At 60.8% G+C, this 23747-nt stretch carries 22 protein-coding genes; 16 read left to right on the top strand and 6 right to left on the bottom strand.

Features of this window, described 5'->3' with window-relative positions; genetic code table 11:
• The first annotated feature begins 122 nt into the window (after nucleotides 1-122).
• The 5 genes from nrdH (at nucleotide 123) to LDN90_RS14050 (ending at nucleotide 4772) form a co-directional block, all read left to right on the top strand.
• Entirely contained in the window at nucleotides 123-365 is a 243-nt protein-coding gene (nrdH, locus tag LDN90_RS14070) for a glutaredoxin-like protein NrdH (protein ID WP_011775022.1), read from the top strand.
• Nucleotides 366-427: 62 nt separating this feature from the next.
• Nucleotides 428-892, top strand: a complete 465-nt coding sequence (gene nrdI, locus LDN90_RS14065; RefSeq protein WP_223946231.1) for a class Ib ribonucleoside-diphosphate reductase assembly flavoprotein NrdI — start codon at nucleotides 428-430, stop codon at nucleotides 890-892.
• A gap of 38 nt (nucleotides 893-930) precedes the next feature.
• Entirely contained in the window at nucleotides 931-3051 is a 2121-nt protein-coding gene (gene nrdE, locus LDN90_RS14060) for a class 1b ribonucleoside-diphosphate reductase subunit alpha (protein ID WP_216925649.1), read from the top strand.
• A 121-nt stretch (nucleotides 3052-3172) separates the two neighbouring features.
• Nucleotides 3173-4147 carry a class 1b ribonucleoside-diphosphate reductase subunit beta gene (gene nrdF, locus LDN90_RS14055; protein ID WP_216925513.1) on the top strand — a complete coding sequence of 325 codons (975 nt, stop codon included), beginning with the start codon at nucleotides 3173-3175 and terminating at the stop codon, nucleotides 4145-4147.
• Nucleotides 4148-4343: 196 nt separating this feature from the next.
• A complete protein-coding gene (locus LDN90_RS14050; protein ID WP_223946230.1) occupies nucleotides 4344-4772 on the top strand; it encodes a DUF5956 family protein in 429 nt (142 codons plus the stop codon).
• A 374-nt stretch (nucleotides 4773-5146) separates the two neighbouring features.
• On the opposite strand, the gene LDN90_RS14045 is transcribed toward LDN90_RS14050, so the two are convergent.
• Nucleotides 5147-6451: an HNH endonuclease signature motif containing protein gene (locus LDN90_RS14045; protein WP_223946229.1), complete on the bottom strand. Its 1305-nt coding sequence runs from the start codon at nucleotides 6449-6451 to the stop codon at nucleotides 5147-5149.
• Between the two features lie 140 nt (nucleotides 6452-6591).
• Between LDN90_RS14045 and LDN90_RS14040 the strand changes: the two genes are divergently transcribed.
• Nucleotides 6592-7548, top strand: coding sequence for a dienelactone hydrolase family protein (locus LDN90_RS14040; protein ID WP_223946228.1), 957 nt, complete (start codon nucleotides 6592-6594; stop codon nucleotides 7546-7548).
• 2 nt (nucleotides 7549-7550) lie between these two features.
• Here LDN90_RS14040 and LDN90_RS14035 read toward each other — a convergent pair whose 3' ends face one another.
• Nucleotides 7551-8654, bottom strand: coding sequence for a PDDEXK nuclease domain-containing protein (locus tag LDN90_RS14035; RefSeq protein ID WP_216925517.1), 1104 nt, complete (start codon nucleotides 8652-8654; stop codon nucleotides 7551-7553).
• A gap of 60 nt (nucleotides 8655-8714) precedes the next feature.
• On the opposite strand from LDN90_RS14035, the gene LDN90_RS14030 reads away from it, so the two are divergent.
• Together LDN90_RS14030 and LDN90_RS14025 are read left to right on the top strand one after the other, a co-directional pair.
• Nucleotides 8715-9200, top strand: coding sequence for a DNA alkylation repair protein (locus tag LDN90_RS14030; RefSeq protein WP_223946227.1), 486 nt, complete (start codon nucleotides 8715-8717; stop codon nucleotides 9198-9200).
• 79 nt (nucleotides 9201-9279) lie between these two features.
• A complete protein-coding gene (locus tag LDN90_RS14025) occupies nucleotides 9280-10788 on the top strand; it encodes an FAD-dependent oxidoreductase (RefSeq protein ID WP_223946226.1) in 1509 nt (502 codons plus the stop codon).
• Here the strand turns inward: LDN90_RS14025 and LDN90_RS14020 are convergent, their stop codons facing one another.
• A complete protein-coding gene (locus LDN90_RS14020) occupies nucleotides 10789-11751 on the bottom strand; it encodes a hypothetical protein (protein ID WP_223946225.1) in 963 nt (320 codons plus the stop codon).
• 105 nt (nucleotides 11752-11856) lie between these two features.
• On the opposite strand from LDN90_RS14020, the gene LDN90_RS14015 reads away from it, so the two are divergent.
• The 4 genes from LDN90_RS14015 to LDN90_RS14000 all read left to right on the top strand — a co-directional run bounded on the left by LDN90_RS14015 (nucleotide 11857) and on the right by LDN90_RS14000 (nucleotide 16364).
• Complete coding sequence (locus LDN90_RS14015) at nucleotides 11857-12345, top strand: VTT domain-containing protein (protein WP_216925521.1); 489 nt, start codon at nucleotides 11857-11859, stop codon at nucleotides 12343-12345.
• A 31-nt stretch (nucleotides 12346-12376) separates the two neighbouring features.
• Nucleotides 12377-13180 carry a thioesterase family protein gene (locus LDN90_RS14010; protein WP_223946222.1) on the top strand — a complete coding sequence of 268 codons (804 nt, stop codon included), beginning with the start codon at nucleotides 12377-12379 and terminating at the stop codon, nucleotides 13178-13180.
• A complete protein-coding gene (locus LDN90_RS14005) occupies nucleotides 13180-13950 on the top strand; it encodes a lipoate--protein ligase family protein (protein ID WP_223946221.1) in 771 nt (256 codons plus the stop codon). Before LDN90_RS14010 ends, LDN90_RS14005 begins: the two co-directional genes overlap by 1 nt.
• 86 nt (nucleotides 13951-14036) lie before the next feature.
• Nucleotides 14037-16364: an FdhF/YdeP family oxidoreductase gene (locus LDN90_RS14000; RefSeq protein WP_223949298.1), complete on the top strand. Its 2328-nt coding sequence runs from the start codon at nucleotides 14037-14039 to the stop codon at nucleotides 16362-16364.
• Nucleotides 16365-16369: 5 nt separating this feature from the next.
• On the opposite strand, the gene LDN90_RS13995 is transcribed toward LDN90_RS14000, so the two are convergent.
• Nucleotides 16370-16627 (bottom strand): mycoredoxin, encoded by a 258-nt coding sequence (locus tag LDN90_RS13995; protein ID WP_017197512.1) that lies wholly within the window; start codon nucleotides 16625-16627, stop codon nucleotides 16370-16372.
• A gap of 166 nt (nucleotides 16628-16793) precedes the next feature.
• Between LDN90_RS13995 and LDN90_RS13990 the strand changes: the two genes are divergently transcribed.
• Nucleotides 16794-17540, top strand: coding sequence for an SOS response-associated peptidase (locus tag LDN90_RS13990; protein ID WP_263426295.1), 747 nt, complete (start codon nucleotides 16794-16796; stop codon nucleotides 17538-17540).
• On the opposite strand, the gene LDN90_RS13985 is transcribed toward LDN90_RS13990, so the two are convergent.
• The gene (locus tag LDN90_RS13985) at nucleotides 17541-17930 is read right to left on the bottom strand and encodes a hypothetical protein (RefSeq protein ID WP_216925525.1); all 390 of its coding nucleotides are present in this window, start codon (nucleotides 17928-17930) and stop codon (nucleotides 17541-17543) included.
• 45 nt (nucleotides 17931-17975) lie between these two features.
• Nucleotides 17976-18515 (bottom strand): TetR family transcriptional regulator, encoded by a 540-nt coding sequence (locus LDN90_RS13980; protein WP_223946219.1) that lies wholly within the window; start codon nucleotides 18513-18515, stop codon nucleotides 17976-17978.
• Nucleotides 18516-18573: 58 nt separating this feature from the next.
• Between LDN90_RS13980 and LDN90_RS13975 the strand changes: the two genes are divergently transcribed.
• The 3 genes from LDN90_RS13975 (at nucleotide 18574) to dnaE (ending at nucleotide 23656) form a co-directional block, all read left to right on the top strand.
• The gene (locus tag LDN90_RS13975; RefSeq protein ID WP_223946218.1) at nucleotides 18574-19665 is read left to right on the top strand and encodes an NAD(P)/FAD-dependent oxidoreductase; all 1092 of its coding nucleotides are present in this window, start codon (nucleotides 18574-18576) and stop codon (nucleotides 19663-19665) included.
• A 109-nt stretch (nucleotides 19666-19774) separates the two neighbouring features.
• Nucleotides 19775-20119, top strand: a complete 345-nt coding sequence (locus tag LDN90_RS13970; protein ID WP_216925528.1) for a DUF6504 family protein — start codon at nucleotides 19775-19777, stop codon at nucleotides 20117-20119.
• Nucleotides 20120-20122: 3 nt separating this feature from the next.
• Entirely contained in the window at nucleotides 20123-23656 is a 3534-nt protein-coding gene (gene dnaE / locus LDN90_RS13965) for a DNA polymerase III subunit alpha (RefSeq protein WP_223946217.1), read from the top strand.
• Nucleotides 23657-23747 lie beyond the last annotated feature (91 nt).

Raw genomic sequence — 23747 nt, 5'->3', positions numbered from 1 at the left:
AGACTAAATAAGCGTGTTGGCTGCCACAGCAGCCTGCGGGCCGGTATCGGATTCAGTATTCAGTTCCGGTTGAGCCCGCCAGATACGAAGAGCGACAGACTTCAACTAAGGGGACAGGGATCATGACCGTTACGGTTTACACGAAGCCGGCCTGTGTTCAGTGCAACGCAACCTACCGGGCACTCGACAAGAAGGGCATTGCCTACCAGAGTGTCGACATCTCCCAGGACGCCGAGGCACTCGAACGCCTCAAGGCGCTGGGGTACATGCAGGCTCCTGTCGTCGTGACCGAGCAGGACCACTGGTCTGGATTCCGCCCGGACAAGATCGAGGAACTGGCCCAGGCCGTTTCCTCCGTGGCCTAAGTTTCCTTTCGGACTTCGCCACCACAGCAAGCAAGAATTCCTATGTAGTCGAGGTGACTCCCATGGCACCGCTGGCAACGGCATCCGTGCGCAGCGACACGGACACTGTGACCACGAGGAGTCACCTCATCTACTTTTCCTCGACATCTGAGAACACCAAGCGCTTTGTCCAGAAATTGGGCAGGGATGCGGCGCGCATCCCGCTCTATGCGCACGATGCTCCGCTTCAAGCACTTGAACCCTTTGTCCTCGTCCTGCCGACTTACGGCGGCACGAACGGCGAAGGCTCAGTGCCCAAGCAGGTCATCAGGTTTCTCAACAACCCACGGAACAGGGAACTGATCCGTGGTGTTATCGGTGCAGGAAACACCAACTTCGCGGACAACTATTGCGCAGCGGGAGACATCATCGCCGCCAAGTGCAACGTACCGCATCTCTACAGGTTTGAACTCATGGGGACGCCGGAAGACGTCGATCGGGTCAATCAAGGATTGGAAAAGTTTTGGACACTACTGTCGCAGAAATAGAAGTAACCGGGGGCACTGTGGAAACGGCCAAGAAGCCACTGCCGGAGGCGTATAAGGGTCTGGGCTATCACGAGCTCAACGCCATGCTGAACCTGTATGGCCCCAACGGCGAGATCCAGTTTGAAGCCGACCGTGAAGCCGCGCACCAGTACTTCCTGCAGCACGTGAACAACAACACCGTGTTCTTCCACGACCTGGAAGAGAAGCTCGACTACCTGGTGAAGAACCAGTACTACGAGCGCGAAACCCTTGACCAGTACACGATGAACTTCATCCGTGAGCTCTTCAACCGTGCATACAAGAAGAAGTTCCGCTTCGAGACCTTCCTTGGCGCCTTCAAGTTCTACACGTCCTACACACTGAAGACTTTCGACGGCAAGCGCTTCCTTGAGCGCTACGAAGACCGCGTCTGCATGGTTGCCTTGCACCTTGCCCGTGGTAACGAAGAACTTGCCAGCCGCCTTGTTGACGAAATCATCGATGGCCGTTTCCAGCCGGCGACCCCCACTTTCCTGAATGCAGGCAAGGCCCAGCGCGGCGAGCTCGTCTCCTGCTTCCTGCTCCGCATCGAAGACAACATGGAGTCGATTGCACGCGCTATCAACTCCGCACTGCAGCTCTCCAAGCGCGGCGGCGGTGTTGCCCTTTCGCTCACCAACATCCGTGAGCACGGCGCCCCGATCAAGCAGATCGAAAACCAGTCCTCCGGCGTCATCCCCGTGATGAAGCTCCTCGAAGACAGCTTCTCCTACGCCAACCAGCTTGGTGCCCGCCAGGGTGCAGGTGCCGTGTACCTGCACGCACACCACCCGGACATCTACCGCTTCCTGGACACCAAGCGCGAGAACGCCGACGAGAAGATCCGCATCAAGACGCTCTCCCTGGGCGTGGTGATCCCGGACATCACGTTCGAGCTCGCCAAGAAGAACGAGGACATGTACCTCTTCTCCCCGTACGACGTCGAGCGCGTCTATGGCGTCCCCTTCTCCGACATTTCCGTCACGGAGAAGTACTACGAGATGGTTGACGATTCCCGGATCAAGAAGACCAAGATCAGTGCCCGTGAGTTCTTCCAGACCCTCGCGGAGATCCAGTTCGAGTCCGGCTACCCGTACATCATGTTCGAGGACACCGTGAACCGGGCCAATCCGATCGACGGCAAGATCACCATGAGCAACCTGTGCTCGGAGATTCTGCAGGTTTCATCGCCGTCCATTTACGCGGAAGACCTAAGCTACGAGACCGTGGGCAAGGACATTTCCTGCAACCTCGGTTCCATGAACATCGCCAAGACCATGGATTCGCCGGACTTCGGTCTCTCGATCGAGACGTCCATCCGCGCCCTCAGCGCCGTGTCGGACATGTCCTACATCAACTCGGTGCCGTCCATCGCCCAGGGCAACGCCCAGAGCCACGCGATCGGCCTCGGCCAGATGAACCTCCACGGCTACCTTGCCCGCGAGCACGTCCACTACGGTTCCGAAGAGGGCCTGGACTTCACCAACATCTACTTCTACACGGTGCTGTTCCACGCTCTGCGCGCCTCCAACCGTCTGGCCATCGAGACCGGCCAGAAGTTCGGCGGCTTCGAGAAGTCCACGTACGCTTCCGGCGAGTTCTTCGACAAGTACACGGAGCAGGAATGGGTTCCGGCAACGGAGCGTGTCCGCGAGCTCTTCGCGGGCCACCACATTCCCACCCAGGATGACTGGCGCGAGCTGAAGGCTTCCGTCATGGAGCACGGTATCTACAACCAGAACCTGCAGGCCGTGCCGCCCACCGGTTCCATCAGCTACATCAACAACTCCACCTCGTCGATCCACCCGGTGGCTGCCAAGATTGAAATCCGCAAGGAAGGCAAGATTGGCCGCGTCTACTACCCGGCTCCGTACCTGACCAATGACAACCTGGAGTACTACCAGGATGCGTACGAAATCGGCTACGAGAAGATCATCGACACCTACGCAGCTGCCACGCAGCACGTGGACCAGGGCCTGTCCTTGACGCTGTTCTTCAAGGACACCGCCACCACGCGCGACATCAACAAGGCGCAGATCTACGCATGGCGCAAGGGCATCAAGACCCTCTACTACATCCGTCTCCGCCAGCTCGCGCTGGAAGGGACCGAGGTTGAGGGCTGCGTCAGCTGCATGCTCTGATCAACCTGCATCGGTTGATATCTTGCGGCAGTTGCCGCTTGCAAAACTAAAGATTACGACGGCGGGTCACCACCCGCCGTCGTACGCTTACCTTAAGAACCCAACGCTAAAAGGGGATGAAATGACCGAAAAGGTCAAGCTGCTAAGCCACGTCGAAGCAATCAACTGGAACAAGATCCAGGACGACAAGGACGTGGAAGTCTGGAACCGACTGGTCAACAACTTCTGGCTTCCGGAAAAGGTGCCGCTGTCCAACGACGTCCAGTCGTGGCACACGCTGACGCCGGAAGAGCAGCAGCTCACCATGCGCGTTTTCACGGGTCTCACCCTGCTGGACACCATCCAGGGGACCGTCGGCGCCGTGTCGTTGATCCCGGATGCGCTGACGCCGCACGAAGAGGCCGTGTACACCAACATCGCTTTCATGGAATCGGTGCACGCGAAGTCCTACTCGTCCATCTTCTCCACCCTGTGCTCCACCAAGGAGATTGACGACGCTTTCCGCTGGTCGCTCGAGAACGAGAACCTGCAGAAGAAGGCGCAGATCGTCATGGACTACTACCAGGGCGACGACCCCCTGAAGCGCAAGGTGGCCTCCACGCTGCTGGAAAGCTTCCTCTTCTACTCGGGCTTCTACCTGCCCATGTACTGGTCCTCGCGCGCCAAGCTCACGAACACGGCCGACCTCATCCGCCTCATCATTCGTGACGAGGCCGTGCACGGTTATTACATCGGCTACAAGTTCCAGAAGGGCCTGGAGAAGGTTTCCGAGGCCCGCAAGCAGGAAATCAAGGACTACACGTTCGAGCTTCTCTTCGAGCTGTACGAAAACGAAGTCCAGTACACGCACGACCTCTATGACGGCGTCGGCCTGGCCGAGGACGTCAAGAAGTTCCTGCACTACAACGCCAACAAGGCCCTCATGAACCTCGGCTACGAGGCCATGTTCCCGGCCTCCGTCACCGACGTGAACCCGGCCATCCTGTCGGCACTTTCCCCGAATGCCGATGAGAACCACGACTTCTTCTCCGGCTCGGGCTCCTCCTACGTGATTGGCAAGGCTGTCAACACAGAGGATGAGGACTGGGAGTTCTAAGACCGTTCAGGTCCCGGTATCTTCAAGGCCCCTTACGCTCTGCGTGAACTGGTCCCCGGAAGTTGGACTCGTGCGAGCTCCACTCTGGCGTCGGCTTTGCAAGGAAGTCCCCGTCCCACTTGGGACGGGGACTTCGTCGTTGCTGATGTAGTTTGAGTCTGTGTCTTAGTCTTCATCCGACCGCAGAGGTGTGCACGTGTGGAATGAATTTTCGACGACGCCATCGCCGGCCGGCTTCGTTTTACTTCCTGAGAATGGGTGGGAAGCGCTGGTGCTTGCCGTCGCTGGCCCTGGCCGTGGTGTCCGTAATCCCAAACGCAGCATTCCAAAGGAGACCTCGGTTGTTACGGCAACTGCGGGCTCCCCAACGATCAAGAAAGTCCCTTTCACCGACCAGGACCAAGAGGTTATTGACGACTTCTTGGATGACTACCTTGTGGCAGCGGGTTTTGAGCCTCGGCCAAGGGGCTTTGACTGGTATCTGCGGTTGCCTAAGGGAATCACGTCTGTTGACGAACTAAGCGTTCTCCTCAACGCCGCCGTGGCTTCGGAAGATGCTGGCGGGCATCCATCCCAAGTCCGCCCTGTATTCGAACGAGTAATCGCAAAGCTTTATGCGGACTGATCGTGCTTGTGCGAACTGGAAGAGTTTTTCCTTGAGATGTCCAGAGTGCGCCACGAGACGTAGGGCAAACCGAGAGCCCGCATCAACTTCAGCATCGTCTTTCTTGCCACCGCCTAGCCACGGTTGAGCAGTTCCCTAACCCGCCGGTGCCCGTACGGCCCATGGTTCTTCTTAAAGATGTCCGTGATGGAGGACCTGAGCTCCTCTTGCAGGTCAGGGTTTTGAAGGCACGCCTGATGATAGAAAAACGTTGATCGGGCAAAACCCGAGACCTGAAGAAGAAGCGGAAGCGGGAAGTCAGCCTTGAGGGCGATGATGGCCTGGACCTTCACCTTTGTTTTTGAGCCCTAACGGCCCGCAATTTTCCCACATGGCTATCCCGGGCGTGGACTTCGAGGCAGTTGCCCCTGCAGTACTCGTTCATATCCTGGTAATGGAGGTGCGGTGGAACGGTAGCTGTGCCCGGTGGGCGTGGTAACCGTCAACGTGTGTCTCCCTACGGGTTCTGGTTTGGCCCTCCACCCTGGGTTCTCTTTGGTGTGGTTGCATTGTTCGCAGAGCCCGGCACCGTTGCCCGCGCTGGTTGATCCGTCTTTGTGCCAGGGGATGATGTGGTCGATATGCCGGATGGGTGCGTCGCAATAGGGCGTGCGGCAGCTGTGGTCGCGGGTTTCGATGAACCGTCTCATTCCTTTGGGGAAGAGGCGTGCCCGTGAGTCTGTCGCGAGGAGTTCGCCCGTGCTTGGTGAAGTAAACAGTCGTCGGAGCCAAACGGTGAAGTCTTGGTCTGTCTTGCTGTCACTGCCAGTCAAGAGTTCCCTGGCCCATTCGGCTGGGACTGTGCCGTAACCGTTCAGCCGTGCGGGCTCCGCGTCGCCTTGGAGCAAGGTGCGGTCGGTCATGACGAGTTGAAGGTCGATCCCAGAGAACCCTGCAGGCGAACCGGTGATGCGTTCGACGAGGGCGTCCGCCATGACCTGGCCCCGGGACCGGCTATCCCCGCCGGAGCGGGCGGAGTCTGCGTGCCGGGTGAGGGCAGCGTATGCGGCGACGCCTTGCGCGACGGGCAGCAGCGCGGTCAGGTACGTCATGGTGTCCGGCGCGGGGCGGAGGCTGACATGCCGTTCCGAGGCGGCATGGGCGGCGCGTTGAGTGACCGAGCGCGGATCCCTGCGGTAGGCGGCTGCTTTGACTGCGGCGATTATGGCGCGGTCTCCAGCGCCGTCGAAGGTTCCGGAGTCGGCGGCGAGTTCTTCGTCAACGGCACAGCGGTCTTCGACAGAAAGGCAGGCTGTTTCCTTCACCAGCAGCGTTGCCCGCCACTCGTTGAGCTGGCCGGTCTCCAGCGCAGCCAGGGTGCGTGGCATTCCGGTCACCAAGGCTTTGGCGAAGCCAAGGAGACGCGATCCCTTATTCGGAGACTCCCGCCGGGCAAGGGCAACCTGGGCTGATACGCCTTGGCCCCGTTCAGCAGCCGGAAGCCCCGCTGCTGCCTGCTCTTGACGCTGGGCAAGGTCAAAGGCCACGGCTATCTTCGCCTGCAAGCCCGAGATGGCAGACTTCATATCCTCAAGAGCACGGAGTTGATTTATCAGGTCACCGCTGACGCTGCCTGCATGAGCACGTGCAGGCACCGAGGCGACCCCTTGGGTGGCTTGTATCTGCTGACTCCGGCTCATATTTTCACTATGTCAGCACCCACCGACATTATTACCGGCGCGAATTTTGGCGGCAGATCGAAACCGTCCGTGAACCCTTCCCGCCCTTGCCCGCGTCTGTCCATCAGAGGAAGATGTTGGCCAACTTCGGGAGGACGCAAGTGGTTCAACTTGAGAAGTTTGAAAAGTACTTGATCGAAGAGTTCTACGACGATTACCGCTCGGGCGACCTGTCCCACGGGACCTTCACCAGGCGCGTGGCGTTCATCATGGGAAGCATGACCGCGGCTGCGGCGGCTATGACCCTGGTGGGCTGTACACCGGACGAGGTGCCAAAGACCGGGGACCCAATGCCCGCGGCCTCAGCAACGTCGGGAAACACTACAGCGGTCCCCAACGCCAAGAGTCCGCTGACGGTACCGGAAGGGGCCGCTAGCCTGAAAACAGAAACCGTGAAGTTCACTTCCGGAGGGGCCGAGATCGGCGGGTACCTCGCCAGGCCCCAGAATGCTAAGCCGGGCCCGGCCGTCCTGATCTGTCACGAAAACCGCGGCCTCACGCCCCACATCCAGGACGTCGCCCGGCGTTTTGCCAAGGAAGGCTACGCAGCTTTGGCGCTGGATCTCCTCAGCAGGGAGGGTGGCACCGCATCAATGGATCCAGACGCTGTCCCGGGTGCGCTCACCAAGGCAGGAGCCCAGCGGCACGTTGGCGACTTCCAAGCTGCATTCGAGTATCTGAACGGCCAGGATTTCGTGGAGAAGGGCCGCATTGCCATGGTCGGCTTCTGTTTTGGTGGAGGCATCACCTGGCAGGCAGCGACTGAGATCCCGGGGCTGAAGGCAGCCTCCGCGTTCTACGGCCCAGCCCCGGACCTTGCGAAGGTGCCCAACATCAAAGCCGCCGTTTTTGGTGTCTACGCTGAAAAAGACGCGCGGATCACCGGTTCCATGCCGCAGTTGAAGGACGCCCTGGACGCAACGCACGTTAAGCACCAACTCAAGGTGTACCCGGGTGTGGACCATGCATTCCACAACGACACAAGCGACCGCTACTACGAGGCCCAGGCTACGGCTGCCTGGAACGACACCTTGGCTTGGTTCAAGGAAAACGTCTGAGGTCAGTCCGGCAGGACACCGTCCCGCCTGGCCAACTCGGCCTCCAGGGTCTCGATGCTGGGCAGGCTTTCCACCAACTCATCAGGCAAGGAGTCAGCCAGAGAGGTTCGCCACTCCGCGATCCCCACCGGAGCGTTGAAGCCACGCAGTGCGTATTCGGCAACCACGCTGTTCTTCTCTTTGCAGAGCAATAGGCCGATGGTGGGTTTGTCGTCCGGGTGAGCCATGAGATCGTCAACCGCAGCCATGTACATGCCCAACTGGCCCAGGAATCCGGGCTCGAACTTCACGGCCTTCAGTTCAATGACCATGTAGCAGCGCAATTTCAAATGGTAGAAGAGCAGGTCCGCGAAGAATTCGTCGCCGGCGATGTCCAGCCGGACCTGCTCGCCGACAAACGCGAAGCCTTGGCCCAGCTCGAGCAGGAATTTCTCCACATGCTTCACCAATTGCACTTCCAGATCCCGTTCCGTGTGCCGATCTGTCATGGCCAGGAAGTCGAAAACGTAGGGATCTTTGGTGGCCTGCTGCGCCAGGTCAGAGTCCGCCCGCACCATGGTGGAAGCAAAGTTGGTAATGGCTTGCCCTGACCGCTCGTGCAAGCGGGTGGCGATCTGGTGCGCCAGGACGTTGCGGGACCATCCATGCTGGGCGGCCGCCGCGGCGTACCAAAGCCGCGTGGCGGCGTCGTCGAGCTTTTCCATCAACGCGATCTGGTGGTACCAGGGCAATGTTGCAAGCGGCGCTTGCAACATTGGGAAGTCCGGCCAGGCCTGGGCGAAACTCTTCATGTACCGCAAGTTCCTGGGGGAGAAGCCTTTCGCTTCAGGGAAGCGGTTCCGGATGTCGGCGGAAAGGCGCGTGACCACCTTGGCGCCCCAGCCTTGCTGCGACTCGCGTTCGACGAGCTGCCGCCCGATGCTCCAATACGAATTCAACAACTCGCTGTTGACAGCCGCCACAGCGCGCGTGCGGCCGGTGCGGACCTCCTGGGCCACGGTGTCGAGCAAGCTGGGGTACCAGTCCGGCATGGAGGAGGCAGCCGGAACGCCTGGAAACGACGCTGTTGTTTTCCCGGGTTCTGTTGCGAGCTCTTGGGACGGCATGTGTCTCCTGTCGTTTGCTGTTGTCGTCACGCTAGGAGGAGGCACTGACAAAATAGACGCGTGAGTGAAGCCGCCGAGTTCGTGGACTACACGCTCCAGCGTGAGTCGTCGTGGGAGAAGGCCGAGGAAGCCAGATGGCGCTTGGGCGAGAGCTTTAAGGTGTATGGCGCATCCATTGGTGCTGTCCGGGGAACTGTGCGCGATGGCTTGAACAAGTTCAAGAACCTCAGCCATGACGACATCACGGCCCTGAGTTCGGAACTGTGGGATGAGCCGGTCTTTGAACGCCGGCTCGCTGCGGTGGTGCTCTTGCAAACCAAAGTGGGGATCCTGGTCAACACGGACCTGACCCGCATTGAGGGCTTCATCAGGCAGTCCGGCACGGAAGAACTTGCTGATCCTCTGGCGGCGGACGTGGTCAAACCCCTGCTCGCCAGGCTCGACGGGCAGGCGAAGGAACGCGCCGTGCGTGTTCTGGAGCGGTGGTCCCGGGACGCGGATCCATGGCTCCGCCGCGCCGCGCAACTCGCAGCACAGACCCCTTGATAAGGCTGGGTCACCGGCCTACCGTTTTCATCAACACATGCCAGGCGCCAATTCCGTGAATTGAGAGGCAGGTTGTTCGATGAAATCGCTGTGGTTGGACAGGGAATCCACCTTCACGTCCGATGCAATCCCCGAAGAAAAGCACTTCGACACAATAGTGGCGGGCGCCGGGCTCACAGGAATGGTGACGGCTCTGCTGTTGTCCAGATCCGGTCAGCGTGTGGCGGTCTTGGAAGCGCGGACCTTGGGGGCTGTTACCACCGGCAACACCACGGGCAAACTAAGCCTCCTGCAAGGAGGGGCACTCTCGGCCCTGCGTGGCCAGTACTCGCTGAAAGTGGTGCAAGCCTATGTGCAGGCGAATCGTACGGGCCAGGCGTGGCTGATGCGGTATATGGAAGAGCAAGGCATCGCGTTTCAGCGCCGGACGGCAGTCACGTTCGCAACCACCGACGACGGCGGCCAGCGGCTGCGCAAGGAGGCTGCGGTTTCACGGGACGCCGGTTTGGACGTGCACTTCAGCCGTGACCCCGGGCTGCCATTTCCTGTGGTTGAGGCACTGGAACTCGATGACCAGGCGCAGATCCACCCCATGGAAGTCCTGGAGACACTCGCCAAGGACATTCGGGAGCACGGCGGAATAATTGTTGAGGGTGTCCAGGTACAGAATGTGGGTTCTGACCTTCCCGTGGAAGTATCCACGCGAAAGGGGGCGTTCACCGCGGACACCGTCGTCATTGCTACTGGCACGCCAATCTTGGACCGCGGACTCTATTTCGCCAAGCTCGAACCCAATCGGTCATACGCTGCGGCTCTTCGGCTTCCAGGTGAAACCCAGCCACCGAGCGGAATGTACTTGAGCATTGATCCACCTACGCGTTCCCAACGCACCCACCCGACGCCGGAGGGTGAGTTGTTGCTGGTAGGTGGCTATGGACATACCGGCGGCCGGGCAGCCTCACCCAAGGCGCACCTGGATGACCTTCTCGGCTGGGCCAACCAGCATTACCCGGGCGCGGAGGTCACCCATACGTGGTCTGCCCAGGACTACCGGCCAACCAACCTCGTTCCCTTCTTCGGCAAGATGCCCCGGGGTCACGGCCGCATCTTCTTCGGAACCGGCTACAACAAGTGGGGCATGAGCAACGGAGTAGCTGCCGCGTTGTCCATTACTTCGGACATTCTGGGCGGCCAGTCTGATTGGGCCAAGGTCATACACCACCGCGTTACGTCGCCCCAGGGCGCTTTGGAAGCCGTTCGCCTCAATGCCAGCGTCGCCAAGCGCATGGTCGAGGACAAAGCCAGGGTCAGGAGCAATCCGGAAATCACGGACCAGACCCGTCCCCCGGAGGGGAGCGGCGTCGTCGGGCTTTACAAGGGTGAACCGGCAGCTGTGTCTACCGTTGATGGCAATGTCTGTATGGTGTCGGCCAGCTGCGCCCACTTGGGAGGCTTGCTGAGCTGGAACGACGCCGAGAAATCCTGGGATTGCCCCTTGCACGGTTCCAGATACGCTCCCGACGGCAAGTACCTGGAAGGCCCGGCAACCCATAATCTGCAGAAGTCGCCGATTAAAAAGAAGGACTAGTCACGCCAACCGTTCGACGCGCCGCCGGGCCTGGTCCGCGGCGCGTCGTTGCTGCGTGGCGGCCCGGACTGCCAGCTTCTTCTGCGACTCAGCGGCTTCGGCGTCCCGGGTGATGCCGATCAGCTCAGCTTCGAGGGAAGCTAAACGCTTCTTTACTTTGGCAATCTCAGCCTCGACATCCGAGCGCCTGCCTGCGACTTCCTTGACAACATTCCACGCCTTGGATGCGTCTTCTTCGGCCGCCGTGGCTTCCTGATCGGCTGCCTCAAACTCGGTGCGGGCTTCCTCCAACGCGGCCTGGCGCTTTTGGGCCCGGCGTTCGGCCAGGGACGTTGCGGCTTCCGCGGGCGCTTTCCCTTTCGCCTGTGACCCTTGTTTCTTCTTGCCCTGGGGGGTCGGTCTGGGTTCGGCAGGCAGCTTCACTTTTGGCGGTTCGCCCACACCCGCGATCTCGTCGGGATTTGTTGCAGCGACGGCGTCTGTCAGGTCAACGGACTCGAAACCGCTGCCGCTTAGCCCGCGCACCAGCCTGCCGGTCGCCACCGCCGCGGCGGCGCCGGCGTCGGCCATGACCGCCCGAAAAGTCTGCTCCACATCGGCCGCGCCGGCCGCGCTGAGCGGCGCTCCCAGCCCGCTAGCCAGGTCCTTTGCCGCATGGACGGCCAAGGTCAGTTGGCCTTGGCGCTGCTGGCCAAGTTCACGGAAGGCTTCAGCATCTCCCTCCTCTTGTGCTGCACGGAGGGAAGCGCCAAAACGCACGACGCCGTCAATCACCTCGGGTTGGTGGACGGCAAGCATGTTGATGGCCCAGGCGCCGGCAGCGGGCTTTGGCAAACTGCCGATTTCCTTGGCGAGGTCCTTCTCACCTGCCTCCTTTGCTTGCCGTGCCAAGGCTGTCCGCTCCGCAGTGAATTCACGCGGAAGCACGGCGTACAACTGTTGGGCGGCATCGCGGAGATCCATGACTTCATCCTAGGTGCGCTTGTGCCGACCCTGGCTGGTGGTCCTGAGTACTTGTCCGAGGGACCTGGTCCAGGAACCAGCAACGCTTAGGGTAGCCTAAGTCACGTGGACCAGATCATGAGCTTGCCCTTTGGCGTCGCGCTTGCGGCGCTGTTCGCGATTGTCATGATCCGCGTCAATGTCACGTACTGGCTGGGTCGAGGAGCAATTGCCGGCTTCGCACACACCCGCTTCGGCGCGTCGCTTCAACGCCCCCGGGCAGCCCAGGCCCAAGCCCTCATTCAGCGTTGGGGTCCGTACGCCGTCGTGCTCTCCTTCCTGACCATCGGCCTGCAGACGGCCGTTAATCTGGCCGCCGGTGCAGCGCGGATGCCGCTGCGCCGCTATCTCCCCGCCGCCGTCGGGGGCTCCATCATCTGGGCGTTGCTGTACGCAACTATCGGCCTCGCTGCACTTGAGGCGTGGCTTGCGGTAGCGGCGGCGTCGCCGGCCGGTGCCGGGCTGTCCGTGCTGGCTGTGATCGCCGTGATCGTCTGGGTGGTCGTTGCCCGGCGGCGTCGGTCGGCTGCCAAATCAGCGGATACAGTGGTCTGAGTTCTACTGCTGGATCGGCGAAAGGCTCGCGTTGACAACTTCATTACCGGAACTGGCGGAGGGCAACTTCTACTACGAATCGTTGGGTGAGGGCCGCTACCGCTCCACGATTCATGCCCAAGGTGCCTGGAATCCGCACGAACAACACATGGCCCCTGCCTCGGGCATCATGGCTGACGCCCTCCTGAGGCATGAGCCGCGCGAGGACGTCCGTTTGGCGCGTATCAGCTACGAGATCCTCGGGTTGATCCCCGGCGGCGAGTTCCAGGTAACCACCTCAACCTTGCGGCCGGGACGAACCATTGAACTTATCCAGGCTGAGCTTTCCGCCGGAGGGCGTGTCGCCATCCGTGCCGCAGCGTGGCGCATGATCACCAGCGACACCAGCGCTGTAGCAGCGTTCGAAGACGAGCCGATGCCCGCGCCGGATGAATGCAAGCTGTGGGATGGTGCCAGCGTCTGGCCCGGTGGTTACATCCGTTCCTTGGAAATGCGTATCGGCGAAGGCCATCGGCCAGGTTCGGGCAGGGTGTGGATCCGGACCATGCATCCTTTGACGGACAAGGAAGACAGCAGCGATCTTGCCCGGCTCATGGGATTGGTCGACACCGCCAATGGCATCGCGGCACGGGTTCCCCCAGGGGAGAACAGCTACATCTTCCCCAACGTGGACCTGCAGATTCACATGTACCGGGCGCCTTCTGGCGAGTGGCTCGGGCTGGACAACAAAGTCTCCTTCGGAGCCGATGGCATCGGCCTGACGTCCAGCGTGCTCCATGACATCAACGGACCTTTCGGCAGGGCCGAGCAAATCCTGACGCTGAGGAAAAGCTGATGAGCGAAGCACGGAACGAACCCGACGGCGGAGCATCCACCCGCCGTGACCTCACCGTTTACCGCCAAGAGGAATCCCTCGGTGCAGCAGAGGATCTTGATTTTGCGCTGGAGCTGCTGAAGCGGGCCCGCAGCGGGCAACTGGGGCCCTCCCTGCGCTTGTACCGCCCGCAGCCCACCGTTGCCTTTGGCCAGCGCGACGCGAACCTGCCCGGCTTCAGGGCTGCCGAAGATGCTTGCCGGGAGCTCGGCTTCGAGCCACTTGTGCGGAAAGCCGGTGGACGTGCGGCTGCCTACCACCAGGGCACCTTGGTGATTGATCATATTGAGCCGCACCCTGACGCGATCGTCCGTGCGAAAGCCCGCTTCGCCGAGTTCGGTGAGTTGCTGGCTGGTGCGCTTCGCAGCGTCGGCGTCCACGCCGCCGTCGGGGAGATTCCAGGGGAGTACTGCCCCGGGGAATTCAGCGTGCACGGGCAGAACTCGGAGTTTCCCGCCCATCGCATCAAGCTGATTGGAACGGCCCAGCGGGTGGTTTCCGGAGGGTGGCTGTTCAGCTCCGTGATTGTGGTGGAGAACTCCGGTCCTATCCGTGACGTTCTGACGGCGAGCTACGCTGCACTTGGCCTCGATTGGGATCCGGCTACGGCCGGTGCTGCAAATGACCTGCTGCCCCACTTGGACGTCAAAACGGTGGAGGACGCTGTGGTTGACGCTTACCGCGGCTATGCGCACGTGGTGGACGGCGCCTTCCGGTCTCTCTTGGCCTAGGAGGCTTTCACCGCCATTGAGCGTGCTGGGGGCCGGGCTTAGGCTGAGGGGAACAGGAACCTAACCCCACGAAACCTGGTGGAATGATGGGCCGGAAGAAGCACCCAATTCAGGATACCGACGTCGACTTGAGCGTCAGCGAACCCAAGAGGTCCGCCGCCGGTTTGCCCAGCCTCAGCGAAACCCTTCCCCACGCGATGGCCCATATGGGCCCGTCCCGCGCATGGAAGACCCTTACAGCGGTCAACCAAAAAGACGGTTTCGACTGCATGAGCTGTGCTTGGCCTGATCCGCCGGAACGCAAGGCTGCCGAATTCTGTGAAAACGGCGCCAAGGCCATCGGGTGGGAGGCGGAGCCCCTGAGGATCCCCACGGAGTTTTGGGCGGAAAATCCTCTCAGTTCCTTGGAAACTCGTTCCGAGTACTGGCTAGGGCAGCAGGGCAGGTTGGTGGAGCCCGTGTATAAGGCAGCAGGGGCGGAGCACTATGCGCCCATCAGTTGGGAGCGGGCCTTCGGTATCGTTGCGAGCGAGTTGAACGCCCTTGATGACCCCAATGAGGCCACGTTTTACACCAGTGGACGCACCAGCAACGAGGCAGCGTTCCTGTACCAACTATTCGTCAGGGCCTTCGGGACCAACAACCTTCCCGATTGTTCCAATATGTGCCACGAATCCACGGGCATAGCCATGGGCGAGACCATCGGCGTGGGCAAATCGGCCATCACCTACACGGACTTCGCCAAGTCGGACCTGATCATCATCATGGGGCAGAACCCGGGAACCTGCCATCCGCGGATGCTGACGGCACTGGAGGAGGCCAAACTCGCGGGTGCGTCCATCGTCGCGGTTAATCCGCTGCCCGAGGCTGGCCTGATCAACTTCCGGAACCCGCAACGCGTCCGCGGCCTCGCCGGTAAGGGAACGGACCTGGCTGACCAATTCCTGCAGATCCGGCTCGCCGGGGACATGGCCCTGCTGCAGGCCCTTTCCAAGCGCGTCCTGGACGCCGAAAGTGCGGCGCCCGGTACTGTGCTGGACCGCACCTTCATCGATGAGCACTGCCAGGGCTTTGTTGGGTTCGCTGCCCACCTCGCAACCTTGCAGGAACGGGACGTTCTCGCGGCCACCGGCCTGCGAAGCGCAGAAATCGATGAACTCGCAGACAGGTACATCCGCGCGGACAAGGTCATCATCACGTGGGCGATGGGACTGACCCAGCACAAAAAGGCGGTGCCCACCATCAAGGAAATCATCAACCTCCTTCTGCTCCGCGGCAACATTGGAAAACCGGGGGCCGGACCCTCACCGATCCGTGGTCACAGCAATGTGCAGGGTGACCGGACCATGGGCATTTGGGAGAAGATGCCTCCGCGGTTCCTTGAGGCCTTGCAGGACGAGTTTGGCTTTGACCCGCCACGGAAGGCGGGCGTCGATTCGGTGGACAGTATCCGTGGAATGCGTGATGGCAGGATCAAGGTCCTCATCGCGCTGGGCGGGAACCTGGTGCATGCGATCTCGGACACCGCGGTCGCTGAGCAGGCTGTGCGTCGGACCAGGCTTTCAGTACAGATTTCCACCAAGCTGAATCGCTCGCATGTGGTGTGCGGCGAGCAGGCCCTGATCCTTCCGACCCTTGGCCGTACCGAAATCGACAAGCAGGACGGGATTGAGCAGTTTGTCACGGTGGAGGACACCGTCTGCGTTGTGCACCGCTCCGCAGGGCCGCTGGAACCCATCGCTGCGGATGTCCTCTCCGAGGTGGCGATCGTCACACGGATGGCCGAGGCGGTCCTTGACCACAAGGTTCCGGTGGATTGGGCGGGCTTCAGGCGTAATTACGACACCATCCGTGACCACATTTCCCACGTAGTCCCGGGATTTGAGGACTTCAACGTGCGCATCCGCGAGCGCGACGGTTTCGTACTTCCGCATGGCCCCAGGGATTCGCGGACGTTCCCCACAGCAACGGGGAAAGCCGTTTTTTCTGTCAACGACCTGGAAACCATTGAAGTACCGCCGGGGAGACTGCTCCTTCAGACTGTGCGGTCCCATGACCAGTTCAATACCACCACGTACTCCATGAATGATCGTTACCGTGGGATCAAGAAGGGCCGCATGGTTTTGTTGGTGAACCCTGAGGATCTGGCGGGGTTGGGTTTCCAGGACGGCGCCTATGTGGATGTGCACAGCGAAGCCGACGACGGCGTTGACCGTGTGCTGCGCCAGTTGCGTTTAGTGGCGTACCCCAGTGCCAGGGGCTGCGCGACTGCGTATTATCCGGAAGCGAATGTGTTGGTGCCGCTGGATTCAACAGCGGAAGGCAGCAATACGCCGGCGTCGAAGTCCGTGATTATTCGTCTTGAACCGGCTGCCGCCCCGATTTTCGAGGCGGCGGCCGGACAGCGGAAGTGAATGCCTTAGGCTGCGAGGCGGTTTTCTACTTCGGAAGCAGAAGGGTTGGTTGCTGCGGTGCCGTCCGGGAACAGGACGGTGGGGACGGTGCGGTTGCCTCCGTTGAGCTGCTCGACGAGTTCGGCCGTGCCATCTACTTCTTCGATGTTGATCTCGGTGTAGCCGATGCCCTTGGCGTCGAGCTGCTTCTTCAGGCGGTTGCAGTAGCCGCACCAGGTGGTCGAGAACATGGTGATGGTGCCGGAGTCGGGAGTGAAGTCCACAGAGCTCTCCTCAGTATTGGTCGTTTCCACGGGTGATTCGTTGGTATCAACCGTAACCTGCAGCCCAATAATTCCCGTGAGGCCGGGAATCGGGGTTACGTCACATTCCGGGCTGGTGTGTCCTTGGGCGACACGGCAGACTGTTCCCATGTGTGGACGTTATGTGATGGCCCGTGCCGTGGGGGACCTGCTGGCCGACTTTGATGCCGAACTTGAAAAGGAGATCGCCCTCGAGAAATCGTGGAATGTAGCTCCAACGGATGCTGTTCCGATTGTCCTGGAAAGGCTCGTGGACGATGGGCTGAAGCGGCAGTTGCACGTTGCGCGCTGGGGTTTGGTGCCCTCGTGGGCGAAAGATCCCAAAGGCGGCGCACGCCTGATTAATGCCCGCAGTGAGACCCTCCTGGAGAAACCGTCCTTCCGAAAAGCTGCTGCGGCCCGGCGGTGCGCTGTTCCTGCCGATGGCTATTACGAGTGGAAGAAGGGCGAAGGAAAAAGCAAGCAGCCGTACTACGTGCATCCTGCGGATGGTGGGGGTGTGGTGTTTGCCGGGTTGTATGAGTGGTGGCGGGACCAGTCAGCGTCTGATGATGATCCGGCCCGTTGGTTGCTGTCCATGTCGATTCTCACGGCAGACACCCCGACGGCCGAGTCGGCCATTACCCGGCGCAGTGCCTCGGTGTTCGATGAGTTGACTGCCCTGCATGACCGCGTTCCATTGCCCATGAGCAAGGACACGATGGAAGCCTGGTTGAATCCGCGCGAAGATGATGCGGCCGGCCTCGTGGATCTGGTGCGGTCAAAGGCGCACGACGCCGCTGCCAGCTGGACGCTCGACGCGGTGGGTGCCGCCGTCGGCAATGTCCGCAACAACGGACCGGAACTCATTGAACCGGTAGAGGGCCTTTTCTAGCTAGAGCGCTTCCGTGACCGGAACGCCGGCTTGGAACTCGCGGCCATCCGCCTCGCTGAAGGCCGTCATGACGTGGCCTTTACTGAGTCCATGGATGGCGGACATCGGAAAGTTTCCGGTGATCACGTTTCCAGAGTGTTCCACGCCCTTGATGTCATAGTTTTCCTCGGCACTGAGTGAGTGGTTGAAGGAGTAGAACGAGATCGCTTCTCCATTCATGAATTCAATGCCCAGCCTGCGTTGGGAGGAATAGTCCTCGCTGGCAGCAACAAGGCCCACGACATAAGCGCCGGAGCCCGGTATGTTGCCTTCGATTTCGAATCTCGCAACGAGGTTGTCATCTGCGGCGGAGATACTGACCTGCTTCAGGAGTGCGTCATTGGTACTCATGCCACAATCCTGCTCTGTGGACCCGCCCGCGTCCACCCCTTTGCTTCATCCCTCCAAGAGTCGCCGGACGTTGGCTGCGATTGTCGGTTGATCCACCGCCTGGCCGCGGCGTGCCGTCAGGAGATGCATGGCCAATCCGTCGCCGTAGTCCGCTACCGCTTCTGCGCGGGCCCTTGGGTCAGGAATTCCCATGGAATCGAGCACCTGTTCAAGAGCTGAAAGCATCCTCTGGTGCCCGGCGGCCACCACCTCGGGTTGGTCCAGGGCAAAGGTGAATCGTGCCCGGGTCAGTTCAGCGTGATTGTTCGCGAGCCGGAGCAGCGCTCCCGCGAGCTGTTCCGCCAAGGCGGCTACCGACGTCGGGAATTCGGATCCACCCTGCTGCTGGAGCAGGAGCGAGTCGTGTTCTTCAACGCGGTCGACGGCGGCAGCCACCAAAGCGGCACGGTTGCGGAAGTAATTGGAGGTCGTTCCGACGGCCACGCCGGCTTCGGCGTCAACGGCCCGGTGGGTCAGTCCCTTGAGGCCTTTAGCGGCCACCACGGCGAGGGCCGCGTCGGCAAGGTCGGTTCGTCTGTCAGGCATGGCGAAAGTCTAGTCTTCTACCTCACCATTACTACAAATGTAGTAGTACATTGGCATCATGAAAAAGGTGGAAATCGTCGGTGGTGGCATAGCAGGCCTCGCCTTGGCAGGAACTCTTGATCCCAGCCAGTTTCATGTCACTGTGTACGAGCAGCGGGCCGGCCTCCCGGCAGTAGGAACGACCCTGGCCATGTGGCCCGAAGCCCAGGAGGCCCTGGCCACATTGGGGATCCTTGGCGCCGTCCGGGAAAACAGCCCCGTCATCAGGGGTGGCGCGCTCCGGAGTGCCATAGGAGTGCCGTGGCTGAGTGTGGAAGGGCAGAACCTTGTGGGCGCAGCACGCCACACGCTCCTTCGGCTCCTCGACTCAGCCGTACCCTCAACAGTCCAACGACGCATCGAAAAGCTGGACGCGGTCCCAAGCGACGCCCACTTGATAGTGGCTGCGGATGGGGTACACAGCATGGTGAGGCGCTCCGTGTGGGGCCAATCGCGTGCGGCCAAGCTGACACCTTACCTCGCCGTTCGAGGCGTCATTGCCGAGGAACCGGACAGCGAAACCATAGGTGAGTATTGGGGGTGCGGAGACCTCTTTGGCATAGGCCCTTCAAGCGGCGGAACCAACTGGTATGCATCCTTCCGCTCCGGGATGGGGCCCGAGGGAATTGACGTCGGCGAAGCCCTTGCGGTGACGCGCCGCCGCTACGCCGGGCACTCGCAGGGAATCCAGCATGTCCTGCGGGTAGCGACACCCGAAACATCATTGGCACAACGCATTTGGACCACCCCGCCGCTGCGGCGTTATTCGCGGGGCAATGTGGTCCTCATCGGCGACGCAGCCCACGCCATGGCTCCCAACCTCGGGCGAGGCGCCTGTGAGTCGCTGATAGACGCCGTCGCCTTGGGTAAGCTCGTCAACACCCTGCCCCTGGACGAGGCCCTCGATGCCTACAACCGTCAGCGCGTTCTTCGGACCCAGCAATACCGCATCGGTTCATCCTTGATGATGCGCGTGGCGCTCGCAGAAGGTGCGCAACCCCTGCGCGACAAGCTGCTCGACCTTGCTGCCAAGCGAAAGTCCGCTGTCAATCGAAAGCCCGCTGTCAATCGAAAGCCCAAGGCGCCCGGAAGGAGCAAAACTTCCCAGTAGGTTTTGTCGGAGGGGCGGCGTAAACTGGATATATTCGAACATACATTCGAATCATGATTTAGCGATGATCTTAGATCCAGGGCGATGCTCACAGGCAAGGAGTGTGGATATGGGGCTTTTCAGTGAGTCCGTGGACGTCATCTGCACGGATGTTGGCCAGCCGCAGGAAATCCAGTGGAAAGGAACCCGCTACGTCGTCATCAACGAACCCCTCAGATGGTATGAACGACGCCAATGGTGGGTAGAAGAAAGCCGGGCACCACTGGGAAGCGGCGCAGGCTTGGTGGACCACGAGATCTGGCGGGTCCAACTCCATCGCCCGCAGGACGAAGAGCAACCCGGCCCAACCATCACCCTTGACCTCGTCCGCCATCTCGCCAGCGGCCGCTGGCGGCTTCTGCGTATCCACGACGCCGCACCGGCCCAAGCAGTCGAACCAGACGAAGCCGCCTGAACCTTGAGCTTCACACACCTGCACGTCTCCACAGCCTTCAGCGCCCACTACGGCGTCTCCTGGCCGGACGAACTTGCCCAGTCAGCCGCAGCAGACGGCGCAACAGCGCTCGCCTGCACAGACCGGGATGGCTTGTACGGCACCATCAAGCACCTCAAAGCATGCATGGACGCCGGTATCGACCCCATCATCGGCGTGGACCTGGCAATATTCGACGACGACGGCGACCACCGCACCCAAGTAGCGGGCCGCGTCGTCGTACTCGCCCACGGCAACAACAACGGCGCCGGCTATCGCGCTCTCTGCCGACTCATTTCGGACGCCCATGCCCGCACCTCCGGCAAAGCCGGGGGAGTAGTGCCCGTCGCCGTAACCAGGGCAGAACTCGCATCGCGGACACTGGACACGCAAACCCTCAAGCCCGTGTTGACCGTCCTCATAGGACCGGACTCCGATGTAGGCCGCGCCATGGGAGGACGGAAATATCTTCGGCCCCGCACACTCTTCAAACAATGGATCGACGCCATGCCGCCCGGGACAATCGTCGCCGAAGCCGTATCCCACCTCAGCGCTCCTGGAGAACCCCTCAGCACAGCCCACGCCGTACGCATGCTCAAGCTCGCCCTCGAATACAACGTCCCCGCCATCCTCAGCAACGCCGTCCGCTACTGCGCCCAGGACGGCGCCCCCACCGCAGACGTCCTGGACTCCGCGCGCACCCTAAAATCCCTCCCTGAACTCTCATCGACCCCCCTGCTGCAACCAACCGGCCTGCTGCAACCAACTGGGCAGGGGTGGTTGAAAAACGCCCAACAAATGCTCCAACTCGGCAAGGAAATCATGGGCGCGGCAGGGCAAGGAGCAGCGGGGCTGAACAAACTGCTCTCCAACACAGAAGCGCTCGCAGACAAATGCCGTATCGATCCCGTCCTGGACATGGGATGGAAAAAGCCCGTTGTTCCCGAAGCTTCCATCATCGGCATCGAACGCGACCCCATGGTGGAACTCACCCAACGATGCGAGGCAGGAATCACCCGGCGATTCCCCGGCATCAACGGCAATGCGGAAATACAGATGCGCTCGCGGTTGCAGCATGAGCTGGGGATCATCGACAAACTCGGCTTTGCCTCCTACTTCCTCACTGTTGCGGAAGTATCCAGGATGATCATCGAGATGGGCGTCCGGGTAGCTGCCAGAGGCTCCGGGGCCTCCAGCCTGGTCAACTATCTGATCGACATCAGCCAAGTGGATCCCATCCGGCATGACCTCATTTTTGAACGCTTCCTCTCGGGTCGCCGATCCACCCTTCCCGATATTGACATTGACGTCGAAAGCGCCGAACGGCACAACGTCTACCGGAAGATCTTCGAGCGCTTCGGAGCTGAACGAGTGACGCTGATGAGCATGCAGAACGGGTACAGGGCCCGTGGTGCTGTCCGCGATGCCGGCATGGCTCTTGGCATGGACGATGGTGAAATCGGCGAAATTGCCAAGCAGTTGTGGCGGTTCTCCGCGCGCAAATTCAGGGAGGCATTGGTTGAAAAGCCTGAACTCCGAGAATTTGCCGGACGGGTAGAGGCCGGCCGTGAAGGGCCTGGGGGCATGGAGGAAAACCAGCAGTTGGACCTACTGGTGGATCTCACTGAAAGGTTGGACCGCCTTCCCCGGCACATTTCCATGCACCCGTGCGGGGTGATCCTGGGCGATGCCACGCTCCTGGACAGAACCCCGGTACAGCCCAGCGGGTTGGGGCTGCCCATGAGCCAGTTCGACAAACACGACATGGATCCCATGGGCATGCTCAAGCTGGATGTCCTGGGTGTGCGGATGCAAAGCGCCATGGCGTTTGCGGTGCGGGAAGTTATCCGCCTGCACCCGTCCAAAGCGGAGGTAGTGGCGGCTGGCCACCATCCGGTGGAAGCGGGAGGCACCGGTCCGGACTATATTGCCCCGGACGGCAGGATTGATCTCAACGCGGTGCCTTTCGACGACGAGCCCACCTATGAGTTGATCCGCAGTACCCACACTTTGGGCTGCTTCCAGATTGAATCCCCTGGCCAGCGGGAGCTGATCGGGAAGATGGCGCCGCGGGAATTCAATGACCTCATTATCGATATTTCCTTGTTCCGCCCTGGCCCCATGAAGTCGGATATGGTCCGCCCGTTCCTTGAACACCGGCATGGTTTCGCACCAGAGGTCTATCCACATCCGGACCTGAAGCCCGTTTTGCAGGAAACCCATGGCGTCACGGTTTTCCATGAGCAGATCCTGAAGACCTTCCATGTCATGACAGGTTGTGGTTTGGACCGGGCAGACGAGTTTCGAAGGGCCTTGGGTGACGAGCTCCACGAACCTGAGGTAGAGAGGTATTTCCGTCGGGAAGCGATCAAGAGATACTCCCCGGACGTCGTGGACAAAGTGTGGGGAACCCTCAAAGCCTTCGGCAGTTTCGGTTTCTGCAAAGCCCATGGAGCTGCCTTTGCTGTGCCCACCTATCAATCGGCGTGGCTAAAGGCGCACCACCCTGAAGCGTTCCTTGCAGGGCTGTGGGAACACGACCCCGGGATGTACCCCAAACGGCTGCTGGTTGCTGAAGCCCGCCGCTTGGGTATTCCCATCTTGCCCTTGGATATTAATCGCAGCCAGGCTGAATACAGGGTGGAAAGAATCCAGGAAGGCCAGAATTCCGGCAAGCTCGGCATTCGCTTGAGCCTGAATGGAATATATGGACTATCGGGAGCGGAGCTGAAGCGGATCGTAGCTGGTCAACCATATGATTCCCTCGCGGATCTCAGGTCCCGGGCCAGGGTGAGCAAACCGAATATCAAGAGGCTCGCCCAACTCGGAGCCTTCGATGCCCTGCACCGGGATGCCGGCGGAACTGCAAACCGTGCCGATCTGGTGCAGCACCTGCAAGCGCTCCAGGGCAGTCCCTCCAAGAAAGGCAGCGGCGTCATTGAAGGGCAATTATCCCTACCCCTTGGTGATGTGGAGTTGCGGAATCTTGCTGCTGGATTACCTGAGCCCAGCATGGTGGAGAACGTGCGGGCAGAGCTTGATCTCATGGCAGTGGACGTGAGTGAGCATCTGATGGAAAGTCATAGGCCTTTGCTGGACAAGCTTGGCGTCACCACGGCGGATAAGCTCTTGGGTCTTCGGAACGGTACCGAGGTACTGGTTGCCGGTGTCCGGATCGCAACGCAGACACCTCCCATGCGTGGTGGGCGCCGCGTGGTGTTCATCAGCATCGACGACGGTACAGGCTGCGTGGATACTGTCTTCTTCCATGAAGCGCAGGAAGAATCGGGTCCACTCCTGTTCGGTACCCGGCTTCTGCTGATCCGCGGAACTACGCGAAGAACAGGTCCCAAGGGAATCAGCCTCAGTGCCAGCAAAGCCTGGGACCTTAGCCGCCCGGAAACTTTGCCGTATGCCGAAGTCCTGCCACCCGGCGTCGGGCTTCCGCCTGAATTCACTCATTCAGGGCCCCTTGAGGGGATCTCCAGGAACCTTGCCATCACGGGCCTCGGGAGCTGAATCGGGTCGTCGGCGCGCTGCTTTGGCCGCCTTCGTCGGAACGGATACGATTGACGGTGGCTGGCTGTGGTCCCCGTACGCCACAAGCTAT

The sequence above is a fragment of the Arthrobacter sp. NtRootA1 genome, assembly GCF_019976975.1.
Lineage (GTDB): Bacteria > Actinomycetota > Actinomycetes > Actinomycetales > Micrococcaceae > Arthrobacter > Arthrobacter aromaticivorans.
This window is presented reverse-complemented; position numbering and strand designations above follow the sequence as displayed.

Excerpts from the sequence above, each read along its gene's own strand:
- nrdH (WP_011775022.1), top strand. The coding sequence starts at position 123 with ATGACCGTTACGGTTTACACGAAGCCGGCCTGTGTTCAGTGCAACGCA.
- nrdI (WP_223946231.1), top strand. The coding sequence starts at position 428 with ATGGCACCGCTGGCAACGGCATCCGTGCGCAGCGACACGGACACTGTG.
- nrdF (WP_216925513.1), top strand. The coding sequence starts at position 3,173 with ATGACCGAAAAGGTCAAGCTGCTAAGCCACGTCGAAGCAATCAACTGG.
- LDN90_RS14045 (WP_223946229.1), bottom strand. The coding sequence starts at position 6,451 with ATGAGCCGGAGTCAGCAGATACAAGCCACCCAAGGGGTCGCCTCGGTG.
- LDN90_RS14035 (WP_216925517.1), bottom strand. The coding sequence starts at position 8,654 with ATGCCGTCCCAAGAGCTCGCAACAGAACCCGGGAAAACAACAGCGTCG.
- LDN90_RS14025 (WP_223946226.1), top strand. The coding sequence starts at position 9,280 with ATGAAATCGCTGTGGTTGGACAGGGAATCCACCTTCACGTCCGATGCA.
- LDN90_RS14020 (WP_223946225.1), bottom strand. The coding sequence starts at position 11,751 with ATGGATCTCCGCGATGCCGCCCAACAGTTGTACGCCGTGCTTCCGCGT.
- LDN90_RS14005 (WP_223946221.1), top strand. The coding sequence starts at position 13,180 with ATGAGCGAAGCACGGAACGAACCCGACGGCGGAGCATCCACCCGCCGT.
- LDN90_RS14000 (WP_223949298.1), top strand. The coding sequence starts at position 14,037 with ATGGGCCGGAAGAAGCACCCAATTCAGGATACCGACGTCGACTTGAGC.
- LDN90_RS13990 (WP_263426295.1), top strand. The coding sequence starts at position 16,794 with ATGGCCCGTGCCGTGGGGGACCTGCTGGCCGACTTTGATGCCGAACTT.
- LDN90_RS13985 (WP_216925525.1), bottom strand. The coding sequence starts at position 17,930 with ATGAGTACCAATGACGCACTCCTGAAGCAGGTCAGTATCTCCGCCGCA.
- LDN90_RS13980 (WP_223946219.1), bottom strand. The coding sequence starts at position 18,515 with ATGCCTGACAGACGAACCGACCTTGCCGACGCGGCCCTCGCCGTGGTG.
- LDN90_RS13975 (WP_223946218.1), top strand. The coding sequence starts at position 18,574 with ATGAAAAAGGTGGAAATCGTCGGTGGTGGCATAGCAGGCCTCGCCTTG.
- LDN90_RS13970 (WP_216925528.1), top strand. The coding sequence starts at position 19,775 with ATGGGGCTTTTCAGTGAGTCCGTGGACGTCATCTGCACGGATGTTGGC.